Consider the following 21,223-nt stretch of genomic DNA (forward strand, 5'->3'; position numbering starts at 1 on the left):
AGGTTATCTTCCTTTAGCGCATGTCTTCACGCTGTTCAATGTACCCTTTGAAATATTCCCAATTTTTATCGAGTTCGTTTATGTTTCTAGCAATAAATCCTTCTGCAACACCATAATCAACAAGTCCTTGTTCCGACATCTGGCACATCATCTCAATTTTATTTACTGCTTCAAGAAAGTTCTGAGCATAACTCTTAGCATGATTTAGCCGATACTGACTTAAGCCGTGTTTGTCCTTCATGTTCGTTCTCCTTTTCCCCACGAAATGTTCATTTCATCGTTTCTTATATATTTCTATTTTTGTTTTGTTGTGATACTCCTCAAATGCTTTCTCTTCTTGTTCCGTTAGACTTAACTCATGATCAAAGCCATAGCCAGTAACACATCCAGCAAAATAGTAATACTTCAGATATAGTTCGAGATCCTTATTTTTAATGTATGGCATCTTTCTCCCTCATTTCAATTTATACAAACTAACTTCATAATCCTCAAATACTTCCTCAATTATCTTATAAACCACATTCCAATCCCCATTAGCCAAACCACAACCAATCATCCAGGGAAGTGCAACAGTTCTATCGTGATCTACAGCAAGCCTCTTCAGGCTCACTAGAGCGCTTCTCAGAGCATCATAATCCGTGTATCTAACCTTCTGTCTGCCATAATTCAATTGTCCAAATAAATTGGCACTGTATTTGTCGCCGGTTTTAACAATTTGACATTTACCAAGCAGCTCGTGTGAGTTGTGATTTTGGCAGAACTGCTTATAGGAAGGGTATAATTCAGAGTACTTATCTCTTAAGGATTTAGCGATGCCTGATCCCATCACTGATTGACAATTGACCTGATGGCCTATGATATCCTCAGACGCTTCAAGAAGATTGCCTTCAACAATTTTTATCACTTTACTTCACTCCTTAATTTCATTTAAAATGCCTAGGATTTAAATATAAACTCTCTATGATATTCCATATACCTCTGATGATCATATGACAAAGATACATACATACCATCATGAACATTCATGATCTTCATTGTTTTTTCATCAAGCTTTTTAGAAATAAGAATTCTTCCCTCTGTGTCAAAACTAATGTACCCCTTGTCGAACAGCAAATCTAAATTAGGGATAAGTAATAGGCCATTATAAACATCTAGCCGTTCATAGTCATTACTATCTATCCATGGTTTGATATGAGATGCTCGAAGCAAACCAATTGTTTTACAGCCTGTGACCGAGCATTCTCCCCATTTAGATATTAGTGCCGATCTAAATTTTATTTGACCTATTCTTGTATTAACATTTCTCTCTTTTTCTGTTGGGTTTTCTTCTGTTTCAGATGATTGTTCAAAAGACTTGTAGTCTGATTCATCAAGATCAATGTAACAATATTCTCTTTGCATTGCATATTTAAAGTTCTTTTCTGTGTTTTTCAAATACATGAAAATCCGTTCATCCAAACGATGGTTTTTTTTAAACTTTTGGTTTAGTAGTCCAGAAATAATTTTCTCTGATTCATCTTGATCCAACTCTAAGTACATGAAGTTATTGCCTTGATAACCAGTAAAAGCAGCGTATAATGCAGGTGCAAAAAAGTATGAGTCGTTCACACTCAAAGCTACAATTTTTTCTGCTTTATAAATTATATTTCTGTAATAATCCGTCATTTTTGAGTCAAGGCCATTGTGTACCCTAGTAATGTTTTTTATGATGTCTGAAAGTTTAGTAATTGGTTTAATATTCGAGGAATCAAATAAATCCAATGGATCACCAATGGATCTATTATTCTCAACTATCATGGGCCAATATTTACGTTTTTTATTGTTTGGTGCAATCTCATTCTTTTCACAATAGCGCAAGTACTCCTCATCTAATAGTGCGTCTTCTCTGTCTTTCCCAAGCAATTTTGAGATTTTCTGATTTGTGGTTCTACCATCAAATCCACTATCCGTCTTTTGAGAAACATATTCGTATTTCTCAAAGGAGTTATCTATATATCCAACAAATCTACTTGGAGCAAATATAAATTCATCATTAACTTGAACTACTACAAAAGTTGCGCCTCTGGCGATCAAGTTCACATAAAATTCTCTATGTATCCCATTTCGATAACTATATAACCTTTTCGCGTTCTCTATCAATTGGCTTTCCTTGCTAACCAGTTCTATTTCCATTTCAAAATCCCCCCTATACCAATATATGTCTTTATACTAGCATATGCGATTCGAAACTAAAACTTGATAAAACGTGCCTTTTACCTACTTATCAAATACCAAATTTGTTCGTCTGCATTGCCTTCACAACCATTACTTTCAAATTCCTTTCTAAAATCATTTGTTTTCTTATCATAGACCACTTCAAACTCTTTTATCATTGTCTGTATATTAAACTCTTCTGCTTCAATGTTGTCATACAAATTTTTAAAATCGTCCATGAAACTATCCCCACCCTTATTACAGAATTCTAACCCTGTCGTTGTACAGCAATCTTTGATTATCAGGCAATTCGGCATCATGATGGAAATGCCCAAAGAACCATTTATCATATTCCAACTTGAACTTAACTTCATTGAAATACTTATGCATTTTATCTACTTCAACTTTAATCTTAAAGCGCTGCACAATCCATTGTAGAGCGTCATTAGAACATGTATGGGTCAAGACATAATCAACTACCCAATGATTCCTGTCAAGGTTTCTCAGTCCCTCCTCATACTCCGCATAGTTGGGCATCTCTCGTTCCCACCATGATATGTTTACCTTTCTATGTTCTTTATCGTGTGAAGCAGCTCCACCAAAAGCGAAGAATTTCTTTCCTTCAATTTCAAATACTTGGCCGCGCATTAAATGGATTATACTCGGTGTAATATGATGAACTTTTCCACCATTCCATTCAGAGACTGAATAAGATTCCAGGAGATTAAAGTTTTCATGGTTTCCATCTATGAATAGAGTAGTCCAAGGTTTATTTGTGAGCCATTTTATCCAGAAACGATCTTCAGCATCATCGGCCCAGAGCAATCCGAAGTCTCCGACAATAATAACGTAATCTTGTTTAGTCAGATTTCTGCCTTGTGGAAAGTTCTTGGTATTGAATCGACTGGCTACACTAACTGATCCATGAATGTCACCTGTTATGTAGATCAAACCGCTTCCTCCTCAGTAATATAATTGTGATACTTACAACAAACTCCGCAAAATACGAACTCCACAGGATGCCCCCACTGCTCATTAATCTTCATAGAAAAAGTAAAAGTTCCATCATGATTAGGGCATTCCCAACGATATTCTTTTATGTATTTGATTATCTGATTATCAACAGGTGTAAGCATCACTGTTGATAAATTATTTATGTAGTCTTGTCTTTGATGTTCTTTCTTTGCCAGTTTCTGTGCTTGTTGTCTTTCGAATTTTTCCTTCTTCATTTTACACCCTCCAGAAGTAGATATTATTCAAACAACTTCATGAATTCATCTTTCTTATCATTTGCTGCATTAACCAGTCCTGAAACTTCGGAATTTCTACCCCAAGAAGATAACACTGTTGTCATAGCACTCACTTCTTTATCCACTTGATCGTTGAACATCTCAATTATTTTCTTATACTGCGTCTCAGATATTTTTCTCAACTCATTCTTCACTCCTTATGAAATAGACCTTTGATCATCTATTTCTGTTCCATTGATTGTCTTCCTTATCATCGTTATTTAAATATAACTTTAATTTGTCAATTTGTTTTAAAACATAGTCCTTCATTTTCTTATCCATATCTGAATGAGCTATATCCGACTTTATGTATGAAAGTCTGAGTTGTGCATTCTTAAGTCTTCTCGCTTTTCGTCTCATAATAACTTCTGCTTCAGACAAGTTTAAAACCTCCTTTTCCCCATGAAAGAACTATTTTAAAGAAACAGTAAATCCTCTATACTAACCTTCCTGTCCATGCCTTCTTCGTCTTCCATGAAAATCCCCGGGTTGTCGCTATCCAATTCATATTCAATTTCCCACTTATCGGCTAATGCAAGTATCTCCTCTCTACTTTTATAATATGGCTGATCTAAAGCTGCTTTTATTTCTGGGTTCTGCTTCGCCCTTTCAATCAGCTCTTCAAAATCTTGACCGAGCTTTCGTTCACTCATTATGTATTCCCTCTACAGAAAAATGATATAACTGACCCTGCATGAGTCAATTATATCATCTTGTATATTATGTATATTATTATTTTTAGTTTTTTAACTAATGACGATATGTTTTTTATCAGTAATAAGTGTAGCTCCATCAATTGTTTCACCTTCGCCCAACTTTTTCAAAGCAGCAAGAAGCGCCTTTGAATCCAGTTTATGGGGCTGTGCAACTTTGAACTCAGCCGGGATCTTTGCTTCATTTAAAATCCCAACAGACGGATTTGTTTTACGCACACTTACTTTAAAAGTACCCGCATTTACCTTATCGATCTTATTAGCAATAAGTATACTCTGCATATATGCTTTAAGCCCATCAAATTTATTCTGAAGGTATCTGCGCTTCTTAGCAAGTCGTGCCTCCTCTGATTTAAAGGATTCAATATCACCCTCAATGTTTTTCATAAACTTTGTAATATTCTCAACTTTACTATTGAGTTCGTCTTCAATTGCTTCTAGCGTATCAATATACATTTGCAAGTCATCTTCTGTCATATCAACATTATCCCATGCCGCATCTACAAATTCATTAAAAGATCTGTATTGATCTCCAAGCTCGTATAGTTTTGTCATCAATCTCGTCTCCATTTATATGTATTTTCATTTTAATAAAACTTCTGTTTTATCAGATCTCAGTCATCGCTTCCAACTCTTCGATAATTTCTGTGATTCGCGATTCAATTCGTTTCTTCTCTTCAGTCAAGTAATCAATCTTATCTTGCCTCTCCCATGCTTTGAGGTACTCCATAACTGCAATAGCTTTTGGTAGTTGCGGTGCTATGAAGAAATCTCCCCACATTTCTACCAATTCAGTTACGATTTCTAAGGGAGAACCACTCCAACCCGTATCATAATCAAGGGTGACAATAAAACTTCTCTCAAGTGAAGCGGGAGCGTCATCTCTAAAGGTAAAGGTGTAACATGCTTGTTCGTTTGGGTCTCCCAGATAATATCTGCCTTGTCTTCGCATTACTCTATTCAAACTATCACTCCCTCGTTTCTTGATAAAATTTAGTTTTTATTCGCTTTTAATGCAATATTGTAGTTTGCTGTAATTCCTTTTCGTTTTCCTTTAGGAATACTGTAAATACGGATTTTACTTCCTTTGATCTCAATCCCAGGTTCAATTTCATTTAGATTAATTTCATAATAGTGACTATCTAGATTGGTATGTTCAATTAAATAAGTTTCAAGGACTCCATTTTTAACAAGTGTGCAATTCTGAGCACTAAGGAATTGAATTTCCCTGTGACCTTTGCTCTCTAGATTTTTGATTGTTGTTTCAATAAAGTGATTAACATCCATACTTTTAATGCTCCTTTTTATGTACATAGATTTAATATTGAATTCTTAAACATAAACCTGTATTATCAATTTCTTCAGGATACAACCAATCATCTGCTTCAACTAAAACCAGCTTTTCAATCTTTGAATTGGAGCCATACACTTTCTCATTATCGATTTGTCCATGATCAATAATATCTTTGAGTTTTTCCATCAATTCTCCGGCTGCTTCTGCTGTAACCCATGTATCGCCGTCATCACTTTGAGTAATCATATTGTCTAAATGAGATAACATCAACTCAACCTCTTCGGGTTGTTCAAGGATATCTTTTTTAAGATTTTCTAATCTATACATTTGTCATTTCCTTTCTCATGAAAGTTATATTTCATTAAGTCTCATGCAGTAAAACCTCAATGTTTTTGTTGGGAATGATTTTTGTGACTACACCACATCCGTTAATCTCAGTTCCTATTTCAATCTCATCGTCTTCATGGATCTGCTGTTCAAAGATATAACCACTTTTTATATTTGTGAAATAAAAGACGCTATAACCACCTGGATCTGTCACCGAACTTGCCTCTGAACTGCAAAACATTAGATAATGTTCCGTTCCATTAGAATCTTTTGTTAGAACCAAATCACCAGTAGATGCAGGATAATCGTATGTTTTAGTCACATGCTTGATATTCATTAGTTCTCTCCTCTTGAATTTATGATTTTATAATCTCGCAATTCACTGCCGGAATTCTAGCTGAGCCATTCTTTGAACGCAAATGGAAGTGAATTCTCCCACCCTCTTTAAAGGACAAATTAACGCCAATTGGATTACACAATTCGATATCTTCCAGTCTCCATCTTCCATTATTCCATTGAATATCTGATCCCAGTTCAGGCAATAATTCTTTCATTCCTTCACTCCTTTTCTTGATAAATTCAGGATTTTAAAAGGTTGTTTATTGCTGTTACAAAGTGAATGAATTTAATATTATAGTAAATTGAAATGGATAAAATAAGGGAGACAATATCGTCTATGTATCTTGGTGTCACATGTCCGTAGATCAATTTTTCAACACCTCTCCATAACAAACCAATTACTAGATAAATAATTAAAACCGAAATAATAAAACGTAGTACACTCATCTTACACTCAATCCTCTCATGACCCAAAATGATCTAACTGGTTATTCTCTAGAATCTCAATCTCTCGTTCGCTGAATCCAACGTCATTGAGCCTTAGAAGCATCTTACTGATCTCTTTGTTGCTTACTGTCATTCCTCGCTCAACAAAACGTGGGAGCCTTACAATAGTTCCTACAATGTCCCTGGCTCTGCCCTCGTTGTAGAAGATCTTATTTCCTCTCACAAACTTCCAATCACACAAACAAATAACTTTGCCATCTTTCCAGTAAGTCATGTTGTGTTTAAAATCAAATTGATTAATCACCTCTGCGGGCTTTCCAACCCATTGATTTGATATTTTCCTAGCGAAATTGCATTTTGAGTAATAGTCACGTTGATGTCTTTGTACAGTCCGCCGCTACGAAGTTCACCTTTATAGGTAGCTTGATTCAAAAAGTAATCTCTAAGTCTTTCAACTAAATAATTCGACTCCACAAAAAAATCATAATCTTTTGGTTCATTATCATGATAGAGGCTGTAAATGCAGCCACCAGATATGTATGACTTATCATGGAATTCTCTTTGCAATTCTTCGGGTAGCAGTTTAATGAGTTCATCTTTAACATATAGAAGATTATTATTGATCTTATTAATTTTTCCATCATGTGTTTCTTCAGGCGTTTTGTATGTATTCTTTAATATATTTAATTTAAACATAAGCCGTTTGAATTTGTTCACCGTATGCCCCTTTTCAATTAATAATTTCATATATTTCTCTCTAATAGGTTTGAAAGTAATAGAAAATGTAAATACTTTTTTAAAGAAATTACTTTTTATTATTGGAGGAGATTTTATGATTTTAAGTACTATGTATATGCTTCATGACGGAACAAGAATTGCAGTAATGGTATTAACAAATGAGAAGTTTGATATAATCAGACTAACTCCTGAAGCCAATCGTATTCATATTTTGTATTTTGATAAATCTCTCACAAGAGTTAAAGCTTCAAATTATAAAGGTCTTTATTATAGTCAAATAATTATTCAGTCAATGATTTGAAGCAATTTTCTTCTTCGGAGCAACTCTAATGGTTGCTCTTTTTTCTTGATCAAATTCTCCTTTCATCAAATCCTATTGAAGCTCTTTTAGTCGATCCTGAGCATCTTTGATCGAAGTTTCTAATCTCTCGATTTCAGCCTTCTTTTTCATCTCTTCCACATATGTATTTTTATTCTTTTCGTCATTATTAAATTTTTCTTCATAGCTCCAGTAATCACTCTCTATTCCATCCCATCTTCCACCGCCCATAGATACAGATTTAGTTAGATAGAATTGAGGAGCAGTCCAATCGCACCCGTTTCCACAGCATCCGTGTTTTTCATTAAGACCCTTATGCCCTGGATTGCAATCACAGTAACCCCAGTGTCGTTCATCATAACCAAATTCAATGTAATAGCAATAATCATAATATGCATCATACGTCATTTCACTATTTTTCTCTTCGTCCGGTTTCTCAATGAGAACTCTCATCTTGCCATTTGTGTACCCTTCGGTGTTGTCGTATTCATAACCATTTATTTCATAGCGATGTATAGTAATATCCTCAATAAACTCACTACATTTTTCCAACTGTTGATCGACAACAGAAGTCATATAGCATACATTTAAAGGTGTATTAAGATTACCTCTCTCATTTTCATCGTTCAGTTCATCGACCAATCTTTTGATAAATTCACCTTTTACGTTCAATTAATCATCTCCTTTTCAATTTAGCAAAACGTCCCAATATTCCGTCTTACAGTAAAATTGTTATTATTCAACTCTTCAATCAATTGTTCAATACTCACATTCCCATTATATTTATTTTTAATTCCTTCAATCAAAACATTCAATGCCTTATCTGGTTTACCTTTTTTCGTCTCAGGCTCTTTTACCAATATGTATTTAGTCAAACCGCCAGCCAATTCTTCAACATTAATCTCGTATCCTGCAACATACATCTCTTGGATTCTTGCGCTGTATCGCAGAGCAACCTTGACTAAATCCATGTTGGTTACTCCGTTACTTCCTGCAGAGCGTAGTAGGTTGAGAATCTTTAATCGCTGTGATTCAGTCCTTACTTTAGTATCAATATCTATGATTTTTCCTCCTCTAACTTTTTCTTATTGGCTCTGCCTTTTGCCAAGTTAGCAGCCAATGCCGCTCTGCGTTCAGGGCTTAATACACGCTTACTATCGCTCTTGGCTCTAAATGAAATCTGATTACGTTCAACACGGTAATACTTATTGCCTTCTGCATCTTCTTTGTATGCTTCAAACCCTGCCTTACGCATTCTGGTTTGTTCTTTTCCTGATGAGCAAAAGATGTGGTATTGGTTCGATTCCTCATCATAGGTTAAAACTGCTTCGCGTTCTATTGCAGTATAATTCAAAATTTCATCTCCTTTTTTATATATGCTTGTAGTATAATTTCTTTATACAAATATTGGGGAGTGGATCATGTATGTCAAATCATGGATCAACGTATACGCCTCAAGAAGTTGCCTTGCTAGACTGGGTATCAAAGAAGATTAACAGCGTACAGGAAATGACTGAAATTGCTCCCGTAATTGCTGAAATTCTCGATCGAGGAGAAAGTGCTATACGTCAACAAATCGAGAAAGGTAAGCAAGATGCTGGATTTAAGAACTTCTTTTGGGCAAATACATAGAAATTCTTTTTATGACTTCCAGTTTGGGAGTCTTTTTTTATGAAAGTTTCATTTCATTAGTTCTCTGACATGCTCCATCATTGAGTTAAACCTCACTTCAGCATTCTTTCTGTCACTTTTCTTCAGACAGGGCAATATAGTTGGTACAAATGCTCCAGTCTTAATCCCATACTCATCTTCAAGTTTAATTCCCCACAAGGCCGAAGCAATATCCATCAGATTACCATAACCAATTTGCTCTCCCAGATTCTTTACAGTTTCAATTTCCCATTTCCGATTCATGACCTACACCTCAATCTCATGAATAATCGCCTTATTGATTCTCTCTTCAACCTGATCAAGATAAGTATCTAGATACAGTTCTCCCCTAATATCTTCAGCATATTTGTATGGTACTTCATTCTCGATAAATTCAGATAATCTTTTATACTCACTGACAATCTCCAACAAGTCATCTGTCAAAGTCTTGTTCATTATAACTTCGTCCTTTCCAATAAACTGATGATTTTATCTTAAGTCTTCTAGCTTGATTATTCTCAAGCGAGTGTAAACTTGACCACAAATTTTACATGTCTTTGCATGAGTAAACCAGCCATCACTTTCAATCTCAATCAGCTCATACTCATGCTTGTGATCGCTTTTCTTATTGGTCATCGTAACAACACCCCCAATCAAACAACGATATATCAAGTCTCATCTGCTAGTTTTATTAATGTATCGCCATGACAGGGTTTGGGTAAACAGTAACAACAAAGTGTCTTTCCTTTCAACTCATTTACTTTACTCATGAGATGGGGTTGCGTCAAAATCCACTCAGCATGTTTACAAATAACTTCATTCCTATCCCCATCTTTGCCAATAACAAAGGGGTTTCCCCAAATTGATCCGCGTCCAATATAAACGTCATAAGGTATCTTATGATGCTTATTAACTGCTCTTGGTTTACTCATCTGCATCTTCTCCTGGTTTCCAATTATCATCTTCACATGCCTCACAACCAGGACATGGACAGTAATCATCTAAATCAATCGCATAACCAATTTGACCAGTTCCATTACATAGATTCATCTTTATTTTCCTCACCTTCTGTGCTGCATTCACATGGAGTCATATGACAATAGGGGCAGCATGAACACCATTCTTGTCCACATATAACCTCGCTCCTTACTGTTCTATGTATGCCTTTGCTTCCGAATATGTATTGAACATACTTGCGTATGCTTGAACAATGTTTTCACCCTCTTGATTCAAATACTCAAATTCTACATCCCATACCTTATGCTGCTTCATTAGTCTGACCAACTTATCTCGCCGGATCTCATGCCCCTCTGAAAGGAGTTCATTCTTGTAATAGAGACCTTCCCAATCATCTAAACTCACAATAATAAATTTATTTTTCATAAGTATCAATCCGTTTCTGTAGTTTATTCTTTGTGCGTTGTTTCTTTGTTCGACTTTGAATTTTATGTAGGCGTTCAATCTCGCCGGAGAAAGCAACAGCCTTTAGAAATGTATTCGCATCAACATCAACATTAATATTAAATTGATCTCCAAGTTCAATGATCGGCGTTTCATCATTGCTAATATCAACCTCTACCAATTTCTCGCCAGTTTTTTTGTTGTATAAAAAATAGTTCACAATAGTTTTCAGCCCGAATTTCACTTATTCATTCTCCTCACAATCATTATTTTTGTTTTTATAATATTCTTTCACTGGCACTTCCCAAGGTGTTGACTTCAAACACTTTAAACATCTACTCAATGTTTCCGATTCATACATTTCAGATCCACATCTGGTACAAGTGCTTACGCCAAAACCGAAGTCACGGTCTTTGCTCATTTATATCGCTTCTCCATCTCTAAAACTTCAGACTCATACTCTTCCCACTCATCAAAACATTTTTTGTAACTGGATAGATAATGGCTGTATCCTTCAATGAAACTATCTAACTCAATTGCGAGGTATCTATTCCTCATAACTACGCCTACCCCACTCTCATCAAAATATCCTTCGCCAACCACTTCTACGAATTGGGACAGTCTATCAAAGTCCACCAAGACGTAACTCAGCACTTCGCCGTTTTTCCGATAAAGTCCAGTTTCATTTTCTTTTAAAAACTCATACAAATCAGCATCTACTTCGGCCATTAATTGTGTATTCTCCTCTCTTGATAAAACAGGAATTTGATTGCATTAATTGACACTCTTATATGTATATTCTTGAGTTTTATTGAGCCTCGTACTTATCCATTTCAACCTCAATTACCTCTCTTGCATCTTTAAGTTTATCTCTTAGTTCGATCATGTCACTATAAGTCAGATTATTATCCTCCCAATCCATAAGAAGTTCTTTCAGAATATCCAAATTAACTGACATCATTACCACCCCCTTTAATTTAGAATCTGTTCATTTTCAATCTCAATAATTCCCTTAATGATTTTGACAGCCTTATCAAATTCATAGTTGATGACCTGATAGTCGAAACGTTTTCTTTTGAATTTTTCTCCATCTTGTGTAACACGATCCATAACCTTAACAACATCATCTCCACGGCTAATCATGCGTCTCCATCGAGTATGTTTATCTACTTTGATATAAATTGTGATGAATTCAATATCTGTGATTTTCTCCTTCAAGTCTTTAATTCCATCGGGATCACAAATATAGATGAGTTTCGGAGTGTTATAAATCTGTTCCTTCGTACTAAAGTAATGATTGCCTTCAATCAAACTGTATGCAGCTACCTCGCCTTTTTCCTTAAACTGTTCATATTCATTGACTGAACAGAACATATGCCCGTATTCACCTTTGTAGCGCGGCTGTCGTGTTGTGTATGACTGCAATACATTGTAACCATATTTTTCTAACTCTTTGGCAATCTCTGTCTTGCCACTACCGCTATAACCCATTAAGATATAAACAAACTTTTTCATTAATCCACTTCCTTCTTAATAATCTGCACATGTAGATATTGCCGTCCAAATTCCAGAGCATCATTCACATCTTCAAAGAAGATATCTAGTTTGCCTTTTGTTATTGCCGATCCTCGATCACTGCATTCATATGTATGGTTTAATTCATTTATCTTAACCTTGGTTCCAAATTCCATAGATTTTGGGCAAGCGATTGATTTCCCTTGTACGGTTCGCTCTCCATTGGCCTGAATTCCATAAAGAGGATCGCCCTTTTGCTTCTGTGTAGATTCGTACCCATTACTATAGGCACTTATGTTGTATACTTCCCACTTCTCTTCTTCTACATTGACTACTGGTTTTGGCTCAATTTTTGCAATCGTCTTTTCTTTTTCGACCTTGACCGTCTGAACAACTTTCTTCTCTATTGGAATTGTTTTATTTGCTTCTTTAATTTCTTCACTTTGGATTTGGATATTTGAATGCAGCAAAGCCAATGTGAACATTAAAGTTAAGATCTCTTTTAGCATCGTAACCTCCACTTTTAAATGAAGCCCCATCAATTAAGATGAGGCATATGTATTTTTATTTTATTGAATCTTGATAAACTCTGTCTTTTATTGGAACTATATATTATTCAACTTTAGAACTCATTTTCTCTTTAACTTCGTCCACAACATCGCTTAGATCATCTAGAACGCCTACCATCATTTCAATATGGTTTTTGGTAAAGTCAGTAACTTTTCTGCCTTTACCTAATCCGTCCTCAATGATTTCTGTAACAACATCACCTTTGTTATTAGCATGTAAGAACTTCCCGGCCTCAATGATTTTTGCTTTCAAAGTATCAAAGTCCAAAACCTCAGATTTAAGAGTTTCTTTTTGTTGGATGTACGAAACTGCAGTAATACCCTCCACCTGCTCTTGAAGTTCAATGGCCTTCACGATAGCATCTTCAAGTGCCTCAGCCGTAAACTCTTCCAGCCCAGTTTGAATATAATCAAAACGGCTTCTCGCAAAGAAATCTTTTGTTTCAGCAAAGAAAGCCGAGGACTTTATAACCTTGCCCTTTTCGTCTACTCCATTAGAACGGAGGTGAACAATAATATCGCTGTTGTCAATAACGGGAGCCAGCGCGCGCTTATCGCCCTTAGGAACAATCTTCCCATCTTTTCTTTCTTCTTGGTGAGCAATAAATACTACCGTAAATCCTGCCCCAATTAACTTATCAATCTCTTCCCAGTAAGCTGTCTCATATTCCTTCCATAAACCGAAGCCTTCGCGTCCCGATGCAATAGTATCTGAATCATATTTATCACAGATGTATTTCGAGCAATAACGTGCCGAAGCCTCCACTTCATCAAAGATGATTGTTTGGTATACCTCTCTAGCCTTTGCTACTGTTGATTTATGCGTAAGCTGTTTGTTTACCTTTTTGAAATCCGCCCATGAATTAATAGCGGCGAAAGGCACACCAGCAATCGCATTAAGTCCTTTTTCAAAACCCAAATAATATGGTTTCTTTAGTCGAGTTGCTTGTTTGGTCTTTCCCAGACTATTACTCCCATAAATAGTAATGATCTTTCCTTCAAGACCTCTTGCTACTACAGAAACCTGTGGATTAAAAATATCTAATGTTGACATATGTATAAAATCTCTCCCTATAATTTGGTTTTTAGTTTTAAATTATTGGTGATAGTTTATTACCTACCACCAACACAATCTAAAATCTTATGTATATTTCTATTTTATTAAAATGGCAGATCGTCGTCTGAGAGATCGATTGGTTTACCTGCACTAAATGGATCAGCAAACGGATCTTTTTTAGCATCTGAGTTGGCGAATGGATCTGGTTTCCCAAATCCCGAACCGCTATTCTGAGAAGATGCATTCCCTTTTTTCTTTTCTTCCTTTTTCTTTTCAATAGCAGCATCACGCTTTTTAAGTGCTTCACGAATAAGTCCCACATCGTACGCATTTTTATCGTCATCCTCATATGGGGGTGTTCCACCAATAATAATGTATTCGCGAACTTCTTTACGTTCGATCTCTTCTTGAGGTTCACCAAATCCAACCTCAACAAATTTCTTAGTTACAATCTTCGTATTTACGATATCTCCGTAAACCTTAACTGTCTGGCCCTTTTCATAAGTATCTTGTACGTAACTCACCGATTTTGGATTTTCGACCATGAAATCAAATGGATAGATTTTCTTGCTATCATCCTTTTGTTCTTGGTAGTTAACAATGTACCCCTTCAAAATCAATCTGCCAGTTTCTTCACCATTTCGCGTTTCCTCTTTTGTTCCTGCAACTGCAACTTCAAGAGTGAACTTGGCCTGTGGTTCAAAAACCTCTCCAGCCTTAATTCGATTAATAAACTTAGCGGTTAGTCGCGGATATGATTTCCACTCTCCGTCTGGAGATGCATATTCATTCTTTCCAACCTTCCCATTATCGAACGCACCAGATGTTTCGACCCGCACTTTGTCTGCATTTTCAATACCATGAGCATCAATTGTCTTGTATTCATCTCTAATGGTGACTAGAGTTTTAAATAGTCCGCTCACTTCTTTCTTTTGGTTAAGCTTATACGAAAATACATTCAATGTATGAATGGACTCAGGAGTTACTTGAATATCAACCTCTCCTGAAATAGCATCCTGTCCACTAATCGGTTTTTCTTCAATTCGAATATCTTTGACAATTCCCTCGATGTGGATAGTGTTAATGCCCTCTTGTAGTTGTTTTTTATCATTAGCCATTTTTAAATTATCTCTCCTATATGTATAGATTAAGTTTTATAGTGTTAAGTATAAGTTTTGCGGCACTTCATTTCATCGGTGGACTTCGCATTGAACAAATATTTATGCCCTCACGTCCTTTCATTAAAAGCCGAACTTATTTACTCCCCTATCTTGCTTCTGAGAATTATCTTCAAACGGTGATCCTTGAATAACATTTGATTCTAATTCTTCCGGTTTATATCTTGCTTGAATCAATGAAGACGTGTTGCCGCCTGTAATCTCTAATTCTTTGATGGCTGAACCACATATTATTTCTTGTCCTTCATCTGTCCAGGTTATTGGAACGTAATTCCTAATTAGACCATGTACTTTTAAAGTCGATCCCATTTGAATATTTTCCTTAAAATAATCAAAAACACTTTTCATATTACTATCTTTATTATTAATGATGAAAGAGTATGGAATGATATCGAATCCGTCAAAGTTACGAATAATCATTTTTGAATTTACTTTGCACTTCGATCTGTTTATGTCTTCAATCCCCACATAAATAATCTCTTGAGCAAAATAAGCCTCATTTGATAATTCGCTACCATCCATAACATATATTTCATTGATATTAAAGCTTTCTTGCGTATCTCCCTTATAATCATTAAATCGCAACGAACCTTTAATTAATATGTATGTACCATCCTTCAGATTGTCTCTGAGGTATTCAGCAGCATCGTATCCAATCAATTGAACGTCTTCAGTCTCAAAGCCCAGAAGATTAATCTTCACTGGTTGAAGGTATTTATATCTTTTATACTTTTGACTGTACTTTTCATCCCAGCTTACCATTATGTAATTATTTTTATCATACTTTTTCGTCATTGGATCAACTTTAAACATCTTCAACTTACTTGTTTTATTACCCATTAATTCAACATAAACGAATGCATTATTACTAACCCGTACACCAAATTGAATTCTATTCCATTGCCCTTCCTGTGTATCTCCAACGCTATAGGCTTTAGAGTTTAACATTCCGGTCACAATGCCTCTCACTTCGAAATTCCCGTATGTTGGTTGCATTGATCTTACCCACTTCTATATGTATCGTTCAAAGCTGAGTTTAACATCTCACCACCTTCACAGAGTAAAGTATCTATAACCTCACTTTCGTAAAGCTATATATTTAACATGCATTATCGCATGGTATTTTTGGTTCTATGGGTCCCACCCGACTTGAACGGGTATTATCCTATTTATGAGATAGGGGCCTTAACCAATTAGACGAGAGACCCAGGTAATTTTCTAGATAAAAGTATTCTTTTATAAACATCATGACTGCTTATTAAATATATATCTTTAGTTTATTATTGTCAATACATATCTTTAGTTTAATGATGAATTCCCGCGACAAAACTCATCATTAAACTAAACTTCTTACATGTATAGTAGGCATTCCATAAACCAGCTTCTCGGTCTCTCACTATGTATTAAGTATAATTGTTCAGGATCGCCGTTAAAATTCGAGAGCATTCTGTCATTCAGTGGCTGCTGAAAAAGTCTTTCCAGAGAATCTTTAATGTTAAAATTATAAGAGATAATGAATTCATTTATATTATTATATTTCTCCTCTTCTAAACATCTGTATCTATGCCGAAAAAGAAGCTCTTCAATTTCAACCCTCGTTTTGTCAGTACATTCGATCTCAAATTGCTTTTTCTCGTTATCTTTTTTCAGTAAAAAAAATAACAGATTCCAGAATTCGAATGCACTTGCTCCAATATTAATTGATTCAATTATGTTTGTAGTCATCTAATTTCTAACCCCTCTATTTAAATTGGAGGGATATTAACAAACAAAATTAATGTTTGATATTTCGATTAACAATATCCCTGTCCATATTTTACGTTCATAAGTAGTTATTGGCAATCAAGTTAACTATGTAACCAAATTTTCTTGACTATAATGCATATTTGGTAAGTAGTGTAAACTTTTGTCGTATGTTGTCGCGAAATGAAATTATCATGTCGCTTTTTACTTCTTACTACTAAATAATTTCTTCAAGTAACCCTTAACTACATCAAGTTTATTATCTGCAATTGTTACAAAATCATTACCATCATTTTCATTTTCGATATTAAAGACCAATAATCGGTTCTTCTCGTCTAGCGAAGGAGACATTTTCAGATTTGCAATTACCCCTCTATCGGTTCTAATAAATCCGTCTTCTTTGGCAAGCAAGGCATGTTCCTTGTCAATGGAGGTAAAATTTCTATAAAGTCCATTTGCGGTTCTATAAATAATGAAACCGTGTTTTTCTTTTTTTGTGGTGACCCTATTTGAAAAAACTATGTCTTCTGTATTAATCCACTCTGCTTCATCAGCCATATTTTCTTCGTCCCACTTGCAGACCATAATTGATCTCATACACAAACATCCCCCCTTCTTAGGTGTGGGTAATTAAGACGCACCTCAATTAATATATATTTTTTGAAGTACGTCTAAGCAATTCGTTTATTATTTCATATCTTCTGGTACGGGTTCACTATGCAAGAAGGTCCAACTTGCGGTGCTTGTTTGAACCAAAGCAACAGCCGAAAGAAATGCACCAATAGTGGTCATAAATTTAAGAATGAATTTATTTTTCATAAGATTTTTCACCTCCCTTCAAGCGAATTAACAGAAGACTTTGAACAAAAAATGCCAAATTAATTGTGATATCATTTATCAAATATGAAGATACTATCAAAAGAACAGAAATCAACTTGTAAGCAATATGATATTTACTATCCACCCTGGTACTGTCTTTGATTCCCGAAGGAGAAAACAATAGACATAGAATCAAACTGCCAGCTTTGATTAAACTATCATAACCAACAAACAAATAACTATAGTTTGCTATAAAATAAATAATCCCTGTCGAAGCAACTACACACAATTCTGCATTTTTTATATGATATCCACCAGAAACTTGACGAAGAAGACAGAATGCTATGATCGCCTTCAAATAATGTCCCAAACCACCAGTAATCACCACGCACAGAATAAGTAATAATACAGGAAGAAGGTTTGTAATCAGTAATTTTATTGAATACTTAACTCTTGAAAGTGGAGGCATTTGATCAGAGAAGTTTTTTACCAGTGCGGCACTAATGTTTTCGGAAAGTTGGTTAATCAATTTCTTCTCTTAGCTCCTTTCTAGTTTCTAAAGCTATAATATTAGTGAAACAAAATAATAAAACTATCAATTCAATTAAAAAATTCGAAAAATTAAAAAGATTCACAATTATTGTAGTAACTACGACAGATGAAAAAAGTAGAATTACATTTGTTTTGGTGAATTTTATTTTATATGAATAATCATAGGGTAGTGTTGTAAAGTATTTTCTATTCTTTCTTAATAAAACACTAATGTATACCAAAGCTATGCCACTAATTAATTGCAAGGCGCTTCTTAGAAAATCATCGCTCTTAATAGTTTCAAGGTTTTTTCCGATTAATAATGAGGTCGCATAAATCATAATTCCCTGGGTTAGAGTCTGAGCTACAAAACCAATTACAGTTATTCTAACAGAAGAAAGAACTGATATTCTAAAAAAGAATAGAAGAAATATAAACATTAAAGTCATACTTAAGATTGGTGAATAATTTGATAGAGTATCATGACGACTCAGAAAAAAATTGCAAACCGATATCACAGTAGAAGATATTGGTATTTCCTTCCAATAAGTTTTCAAATCAATCTTAAATGAACCAAAGGCAAATATTATTATTGCTAAACCATCAACCATCGAAAACATTATGTATACTAAAGCATCTAACAAATTAACTCCTCCGTCCATTTATCAAACTAAAGATAATCACTTTATGTATTTATGATACCACAGATTGGAAAAGAGTCAACTCTTTTATTATGATTTTTCACAACAAAAAGAGAAGCGAGTTTTATAACTCACTTCCCTTGATTTTAAATGCTTATTCCTTTGGATACAACGTATTAATCGTTTCTAAATTCAGAAAACTTTTTGTTAGCCGTGTCGTAATTTTCGAAGTTACTCCAAATTTATAACATACTGCAACTATCTCTTCTCTCTCAAATTTACCGCTTGCAATATACAAATCATTTGCATATTTGACCATACCCGAATTTCGAATATTCATTGGATTGAGATATGGATAACCAAACCACTCTGCAGCAGCCTTTATTCTATTCCAAACGACTGGTCCTCGAATTGCATCATTATATCTAATATTTGATTTAATCGATCTAAATACATAAGGTGTTTCGTTTAATAAACCAATAGCATATCTCTCTGCCGCGTTTCCATTATTTTTGTCATAGTGGGTCTGTAATGCAGCTCTTCTAAGTAGCGATTTTAATTGATCAGATATTTCGATCTCTCTAGGTATAAGTGATCCTTCTGAAGTTTCTTCTTTAACTGTTATTTTATTCTCCTCACCCTTAATGTCATCTTTTAAGATGTTTCTGATCTCACTATACTCTCTACCCATTATCCCCTCGTAAATACAAAGAACTACCCCAGAATCTTGAGGGTTTGCCATGCGCCCAATAATAGAAATTATCTCGTCATAAGAAAATAAATATTGATTCGTTGTGTCAACAAAGCTCCTCACAAACTCATCAGTCATCGTTACGCTCAATGGGTTTATGTTATCATCTCTGAGATCATTTTTTATTGCCCAGTCAATATAACCCTTCATCGATGCCAAGCCAACATTTGATGCAGATATTGTTGTTGGGGCTAGCATTTTCATAACCTGGCCTATTTCATACAAATTGAAATTATACAAATCTTTATTTAATTGTTCTTCTATATTTGATGCCCTTTTTAAAATTCTAGAATAAGCTTTGTATGTAGACTCTTGTAATCCTTTGAGATACCTCTCCTTTTGCTCTTCATTAAAAAAGTTCTCATCATATATCTTATTCGACATTGTCTATTCCTCCACCAACAAGTGATTTAAAATAACTCAACACTTTTCTTCTTAACACTGGAGAGTTGATACCTCTACGTGTATCGGTAAATAGTTCTGTCAACTCATCATTGCGTAAGTTTAAATTCTCTACATAATCTTTAATATTTTTTGGGTTTATATCCGCTTCTTGAAAATGCTTTGCGATCACAGTGTACCCAATAAACATCAATGGATGATTAATAAACGTCTCTCGGTACTTTGTGGGGTTTTCAAGAAATTCATCAACGAAACTTCCAAGAAGGTAATCATAGTAGTTGATGAGGTACTCTGCGGTTTCCTTGGCCTCTAGTTTATTAGTTGGATTAAACACGTTATCAATAGCGTAGGACATTATATCAAATGTTGTTAACTGCTTAGCAGCAACAGAGATGTTTGACGCAGAAGCAATTTTGCCTTTCAACTCTGATTTCAGCTGTAGATCACGGACCACCAAGTCTGATGGTTGATCAGATAATAACTCTTTTCTTCTTTCGATTTTAACAGGATTGATTGTATTAATCTGACCAAAGTATCTTTGAGCAGTCTGAGTATCATAAGATCTAATGGATAGTATCATTGTCTGTTTAAGCTCAGGGTTAATAGTCATAGCTCTAACTCCACCTTGAAGGCGGTGAAATCCATCCAGAATGCTTATTACTGCTCCCTCATTAATTATTAGCAATTTAGACTTTTGATTGTATGTCAAAGGTTCTACTTCGCCTGAGTATATGTTTAAAGTAATCATATCCTCTAGATATGTTTCATTTACCATGCTCGATGCAATATCCTCAACACTTTTCATGTTTATGTCGGGTACTGGCACGACACCATCTTTTCTTTTTACCCATTTAGCGCTTCTTTGAGTATCAAAATCATAAATTATTAGTTGTGAGTGAAATAATTGAACCAAGAATAGCATGTCTATCTTTGTTATGTAGCTTGCATCGCCTAGAAAAGTTACATCTTCGATGGCTAATGGCAACATAATTCTACTCTCATCTTTGAAAATATTGATTGTTTGTTTTCTGGCAGTGTCAATTTCTTTATCTGTAAACCAAACTAAAGGATCGATATCTCCGTAACCCGTAGTTATATGTAGCGCTTCGGTTACTAGGCACAACAAGGAACTTGGAACATTTGAGATTGGTTTCTCCCCTTTAACAATCTCACTGTATGTACCAAGTGGCACACCATATTCGCGTAATATATTATTGACTTGATTCGTTTTCTTACGAGATGGTTTGATTTCACGTATACGTTCTTGTAAGTTTAATTCTAATTCTTCACGATCTTTTAGCATCATT

Annotated in this window: 42 protein-coding genes and 1 tRNA gene; 2 read left to right on the plus strand and 41 right to left on the minus strand. The window is 35.0% G+C overall.

Annotated features, from left to right (window positions below):
• Positions 1–13 precede the first annotated feature (13 nt).
• From MHI42_RS06020 to MHI42_RS06095, 16 genes are all read right to left on the minus strand, one after another.
• Positions 14–241, minus strand: a complete 228-nt coding sequence (locus tag MHI42_RS06020) for a hypothetical protein (protein ID WP_342423132.1) — start codon at positions 239–241, stop codon at positions 14–16.
• Between the two features lie 213 nt (positions 242–454).
• Positions 455–904 carry a macro domain-containing protein gene (locus MHI42_RS06025; RefSeq protein ID WP_342423133.1) on the minus strand — a complete coding sequence of 150 codons (450 nt, stop codon included), beginning with the start codon at positions 902–904 and terminating at the stop codon, positions 455–457.
• 32 nt (positions 905–936) lie between these two features.
• Entirely contained in the window at positions 937–2,172 is a 1,236-nt protein-coding gene (locus MHI42_RS06030; protein ID WP_342423134.1) for an HNH endonuclease signature motif containing protein, read from the minus strand.
• A gap of 80 nt (positions 2,173–2,252) precedes the next feature.
• Positions 2,253–2,432, minus strand: coding sequence for a hypothetical protein (locus tag MHI42_RS06035; RefSeq protein WP_342423135.1), 180 nt, complete (start codon positions 2,430–2,432; stop codon positions 2,253–2,255).
• A 19-nt stretch (positions 2,433–2,451) separates the two neighbouring features.
• Positions 2,452–3,144 carry a metallophosphoesterase family protein gene (locus MHI42_RS06040; protein ID WP_342423136.1) on the minus strand — a complete coding sequence of 231 codons (693 nt, stop codon included), beginning with the start codon at positions 3,142–3,144 and terminating at the stop codon, positions 2,452–2,454.
• Positions 3,141–3,422 (minus strand): hypothetical protein, encoded by a 282-nt coding sequence (locus MHI42_RS06045; protein ID WP_342423137.1) that lies wholly within the window; start codon positions 3,420–3,422, stop codon positions 3,141–3,143. Before MHI42_RS06045 ends, MHI42_RS06040 begins: the two co-directional genes overlap by 4 nt.
• Positions 3,423–3,445: 23 nt before the next feature.
• On the minus strand, positions 3,446–3,625 hold the full coding sequence (locus MHI42_RS06050) for a hypothetical protein (RefSeq protein ID WP_342423138.1): 180 nt from the start codon (positions 3,623–3,625) through the stop codon (positions 3,446–3,448).
• Positions 3,626–3,659: 34 nt separating this feature from the next.
• Positions 3,660–3,863 carry a hypothetical protein gene (locus MHI42_RS06055; protein WP_342423139.1) on the minus strand — a complete coding sequence of 68 codons (204 nt, stop codon included), beginning with the start codon at positions 3,861–3,863 and terminating at the stop codon, positions 3,660–3,662.
• Between the two features lie 35 nt (positions 3,864–3,898).
• Positions 3,899–4,135: a hypothetical protein gene (locus MHI42_RS06060; protein WP_342423140.1), complete on the minus strand. Its 237-nt coding sequence runs from the start codon at positions 4,133–4,135 to the stop codon at positions 3,899–3,901.
• Between the two features lie 93 nt (positions 4,136–4,228).
• Positions 4,229–4,750: a siphovirus Gp157 family protein gene (locus MHI42_RS06065; protein ID WP_342423141.1), complete on the minus strand. Its 522-nt coding sequence runs from the start codon at positions 4,748–4,750 to the stop codon at positions 4,229–4,231.
• Positions 4,751–4,802: 52 nt separating this feature from the next.
• Positions 4,803–5,159, minus strand: a complete 357-nt coding sequence (locus tag MHI42_RS06070; protein WP_342423142.1) for a hypothetical protein — start codon at positions 5,157–5,159, stop codon at positions 4,803–4,805.
• Positions 5,160–5,188: 29 nt separating this feature from the next.
• Positions 5,189–5,482, minus strand: a complete 294-nt coding sequence (locus MHI42_RS06075) for a hypothetical protein (RefSeq protein WP_342423143.1) — start codon at positions 5,480–5,482, stop codon at positions 5,189–5,191.
• A gap of 31 nt (positions 5,483–5,513) precedes the next feature.
• Positions 5,514–5,816 (minus strand): hypothetical protein, encoded by a 303-nt coding sequence (locus MHI42_RS06080; RefSeq protein ID WP_342423144.1) that lies wholly within the window; start codon positions 5,814–5,816, stop codon positions 5,514–5,516.
• Positions 5,817–5,850: 34 nt separating this feature from the next.
• Positions 5,851–6,153 carry a hypothetical protein gene (locus MHI42_RS06085; RefSeq protein ID WP_342423145.1) on the minus strand — a complete coding sequence of 101 codons (303 nt, stop codon included), beginning with the start codon at positions 6,151–6,153 and terminating at the stop codon, positions 5,851–5,853.
• 19 nt (positions 6,154–6,172) lie between these two features.
• The gene (locus tag MHI42_RS06090; protein WP_342423146.1) at positions 6,173–6,370 is read right to left on the minus strand and encodes a hypothetical protein; all 198 of its coding nucleotides are present in this window, start codon (positions 6,368–6,370) and stop codon (positions 6,173–6,175) included.
• Positions 6,371–6,902: 532 nt separating this feature from the next.
• Positions 6,903–7,349, minus strand: a complete 447-nt coding sequence (locus tag MHI42_RS06095) for a hypothetical protein (RefSeq protein ID WP_342423147.1) — start codon at positions 7,347–7,349, stop codon at positions 6,903–6,905.
• Positions 7,350–7,368: 19 nt separating this feature from the next.
• Here MHI42_RS06095 and MHI42_RS06100 point away from each other — a divergent pair, with 19 nt between their 5' ends.
• Complete coding sequence (locus MHI42_RS06100) at positions 7,369–7,641, plus strand: hypothetical protein (protein ID WP_342423148.1); 273 nt, start codon at positions 7,369–7,371, stop codon at positions 7,639–7,641.
• Between the two features lie 72 nt (positions 7,642–7,713).
• On the opposite strand, the gene MHI42_RS06105 is transcribed toward MHI42_RS06100, so the two are convergent.
• The 3 genes from MHI42_RS06105 to MHI42_RS06115 all read right to left on the minus strand — a co-directional run bounded on the left by MHI42_RS06105 (position 7,714) and on the right by MHI42_RS06115 (position 9,013).
• Positions 7,714–8,331, minus strand: coding sequence for a hypothetical protein (locus tag MHI42_RS06105; RefSeq protein WP_342423149.1), 618 nt, complete (start codon positions 8,329–8,331; stop codon positions 7,714–7,716).
• A gap of 20 nt (positions 8,332–8,351) precedes the next feature.
• Positions 8,352–8,630: a hypothetical protein gene (locus MHI42_RS06110; RefSeq protein WP_342423150.1), complete on the minus strand. Its 279-nt coding sequence runs from the start codon at positions 8,628–8,630 to the stop codon at positions 8,352–8,354.
• A gap of 86 nt (positions 8,631–8,716) precedes the next feature.
• The gene (locus tag MHI42_RS06115) at positions 8,717–9,013 is read right to left on the minus strand and encodes a hypothetical protein (protein WP_342423151.1); all 297 of its coding nucleotides are present in this window, start codon (positions 9,011–9,013) and stop codon (positions 8,717–8,719) included.
• Positions 9,014–9,084: 71 nt separating this feature from the next.
• Here MHI42_RS06115 and MHI42_RS06120 point away from each other — a divergent pair, with 71 nt between their 5' ends.
• The gene (locus MHI42_RS06120) at positions 9,085–9,291 is read left to right on the plus strand and encodes a hypothetical protein (RefSeq protein ID WP_342423152.1); all 207 of its coding nucleotides are present in this window, start codon (positions 9,085–9,087) and stop codon (positions 9,289–9,291) included.
• A 48-nt stretch (positions 9,292–9,339) separates the two neighbouring features.
• Here the strand turns inward: MHI42_RS06120 and MHI42_RS06125 are convergent, their stop codons facing one another.
• The 22 genes from MHI42_RS06125 to MHI42_RS06230 all read right to left on the minus strand — a co-directional run bounded on the left by MHI42_RS06125 (position 9,340) and on the right by MHI42_RS06230 (position 21,222).
• Positions 9,340–9,573, minus strand: coding sequence for a hypothetical protein (locus tag MHI42_RS06125; RefSeq protein WP_342423153.1), 234 nt, complete (start codon positions 9,571–9,573; stop codon positions 9,340–9,342).
• A 3-nt stretch (positions 9,574–9,576) separates the two neighbouring features.
• A complete protein-coding gene (locus MHI42_RS06130; protein ID WP_342423154.1) occupies positions 9,577–9,765 on the minus strand; it encodes a hypothetical protein in 189 nt (62 codons plus the stop codon).
• A 33-nt stretch (positions 9,766–9,798) separates the two neighbouring features.
• Positions 9,799–9,945 carry a hypothetical protein gene (locus MHI42_RS06135; RefSeq protein WP_342423155.1) on the minus strand — a complete coding sequence of 49 codons (147 nt, stop codon included), beginning with the start codon at positions 9,943–9,945 and terminating at the stop codon, positions 9,799–9,801.
• A 32-nt stretch (positions 9,946–9,977) separates the two neighbouring features.
• Positions 9,978–10,241, minus strand: a complete 264-nt coding sequence (locus tag MHI42_RS06140; RefSeq protein ID WP_342423156.1) for a DUF4326 domain-containing protein — start codon at positions 10,239–10,241, stop codon at positions 9,978–9,980.
• The gene (locus MHI42_RS06145) at positions 10,234–10,392 is read right to left on the minus strand and encodes a hypothetical protein (RefSeq protein WP_342423157.1); all 159 of its coding nucleotides are present in this window, start codon (positions 10,390–10,392) and stop codon (positions 10,234–10,236) included. Before MHI42_RS06145 ends, MHI42_RS06140 begins: the two co-directional genes overlap by 8 nt.
• 63 nt (positions 10,393–10,455) lie before the next feature.
• Complete coding sequence (locus tag MHI42_RS06150) at positions 10,456–10,692, minus strand: hypothetical protein (protein WP_342423158.1); 237 nt, start codon at positions 10,690–10,692, stop codon at positions 10,456–10,458.
• Positions 10,682–10,954 carry a hypothetical protein gene (locus MHI42_RS06155; protein WP_342423159.1) on the minus strand — a complete coding sequence of 91 codons (273 nt, stop codon included), beginning with the start codon at positions 10,952–10,954 and terminating at the stop codon, positions 10,682–10,684. The genes MHI42_RS06150 and MHI42_RS06155 overlap by 11 nt, the downstream gene beginning before the upstream one ends.
• 173 nt (positions 10,955–11,127) lie before the next feature.
• Entirely contained in the window at positions 11,128–11,439 is a 312-nt protein-coding gene (locus MHI42_RS06160; protein WP_342423160.1) for a hypothetical protein, read from the minus strand.
• A 79-nt stretch (positions 11,440–11,518) separates the two neighbouring features.
• A complete protein-coding gene (locus MHI42_RS06165) occupies positions 11,519–11,671 on the minus strand; it encodes a hypothetical protein (protein ID WP_342423161.1) in 153 nt (50 codons plus the stop codon).
• Positions 11,672–11,682: 11 nt separating this feature from the next.
• Complete coding sequence (locus tag MHI42_RS06170) at positions 11,683–12,225, minus strand: AAA family ATPase (protein WP_342423162.1); 543 nt, start codon at positions 12,223–12,225, stop codon at positions 11,683–11,685.
• Positions 12,225–12,734 carry a 3D domain-containing protein gene (locus tag MHI42_RS06175; protein ID WP_342423163.1) on the minus strand — a complete coding sequence of 170 codons (510 nt, stop codon included), beginning with the start codon at positions 12,732–12,734 and terminating at the stop codon, positions 12,225–12,227. The genes MHI42_RS06170 and MHI42_RS06175 overlap by 1 nt, the downstream gene beginning before the upstream one ends.
• A 103-nt stretch (positions 12,735–12,837) precedes the next feature.
• Positions 12,838–13,848, minus strand: coding sequence for an ATP-binding protein (locus MHI42_RS06180; protein WP_342423164.1), 1,011 nt, complete (start codon positions 13,846–13,848; stop codon positions 12,838–12,840).
• Between the two features lie 107 nt (positions 13,849–13,955).
• Positions 13,956–14,969: a hypothetical protein gene (locus MHI42_RS06185; protein WP_342423165.1), complete on the minus strand. Its 1,014-nt coding sequence runs from the start codon at positions 14,967–14,969 to the stop codon at positions 13,956–13,958.
• Positions 14,970–15,092: 123 nt separating this feature from the next.
• Positions 15,093–16,025: a hypothetical protein gene (locus MHI42_RS06190; protein ID WP_342423166.1), complete on the minus strand. Its 933-nt coding sequence runs from the start codon at positions 16,023–16,025 to the stop codon at positions 15,093–15,095.
• Positions 16,026–16,163: 138 nt separating this feature from the next.
• Positions 16,164–16,237: transfer RNA gene (locus MHI42_RS06195), tRNA-Ile, on the minus strand.
• Positions 16,238–16,379: 142 nt separating this feature from the next.
• Entirely contained in the window at positions 16,380–16,754 is a 375-nt protein-coding gene (locus tag MHI42_RS06200; protein ID WP_342423167.1) for a hypothetical protein, read from the minus strand.
• A 222-nt stretch (positions 16,755–16,976) separates the two neighbouring features.
• A complete protein-coding gene (locus tag MHI42_RS06205; RefSeq protein ID WP_342423168.1) occupies positions 16,977–17,369 on the minus strand; it encodes a hypothetical protein in 393 nt (130 codons plus the stop codon).
• A 90-nt stretch (positions 17,370–17,459) separates the two neighbouring features.
• Positions 17,460–17,591 (minus strand): cyclic lactone autoinducer peptide, encoded by a 132-nt coding sequence (locus tag MHI42_RS06210; protein WP_342423169.1) that lies wholly within the window; start codon positions 17,589–17,591, stop codon positions 17,460–17,462.
• Positions 17,581–18,120, minus strand: coding sequence for an accessory gene regulator B family protein (locus tag MHI42_RS06215; protein ID WP_342423170.1), 540 nt, complete (start codon positions 18,118–18,120; stop codon positions 17,581–17,583). Before MHI42_RS06215 ends, MHI42_RS06210 begins: the two co-directional genes overlap by 11 nt.
• On the minus strand, positions 18,113–18,766 hold the full coding sequence (locus MHI42_RS06220) for a hypothetical protein (protein WP_342423171.1): 654 nt from the start codon (positions 18,764–18,766) through the stop codon (positions 18,113–18,115). Before MHI42_RS06220 ends, MHI42_RS06215 begins: the two co-directional genes overlap by 8 nt.
• A 151-nt stretch (positions 18,767–18,917) precedes the next feature.
• On the minus strand, positions 18,918–19,898 hold the full coding sequence (locus MHI42_RS06225; RefSeq protein ID WP_342423172.1) for a hypothetical protein: 981 nt from the start codon (positions 19,896–19,898) through the stop codon (positions 18,918–18,920).
• Complete coding sequence (locus MHI42_RS06230; protein WP_342423173.1) at positions 19,888–21,222, minus strand: DNA sulfur modification protein DndB; 1,335 nt, start codon at positions 21,220–21,222, stop codon at positions 19,888–19,890. The genes MHI42_RS06225 and MHI42_RS06230 overlap by 11 nt, the downstream gene beginning before the upstream one ends.
• Position 21,223 lies beyond the last annotated feature (1 nt).

The organism is Paenibacillus sp. FSL E2-0178 (assembly GCF_038593005.1).
Classification (GTDB): Bacteria; Bacillota; Bacilli; order Paenibacillales; family Paenibacillaceae; genus Paenibacillus_AQ; species Paenibacillus_AQ phytohabitans.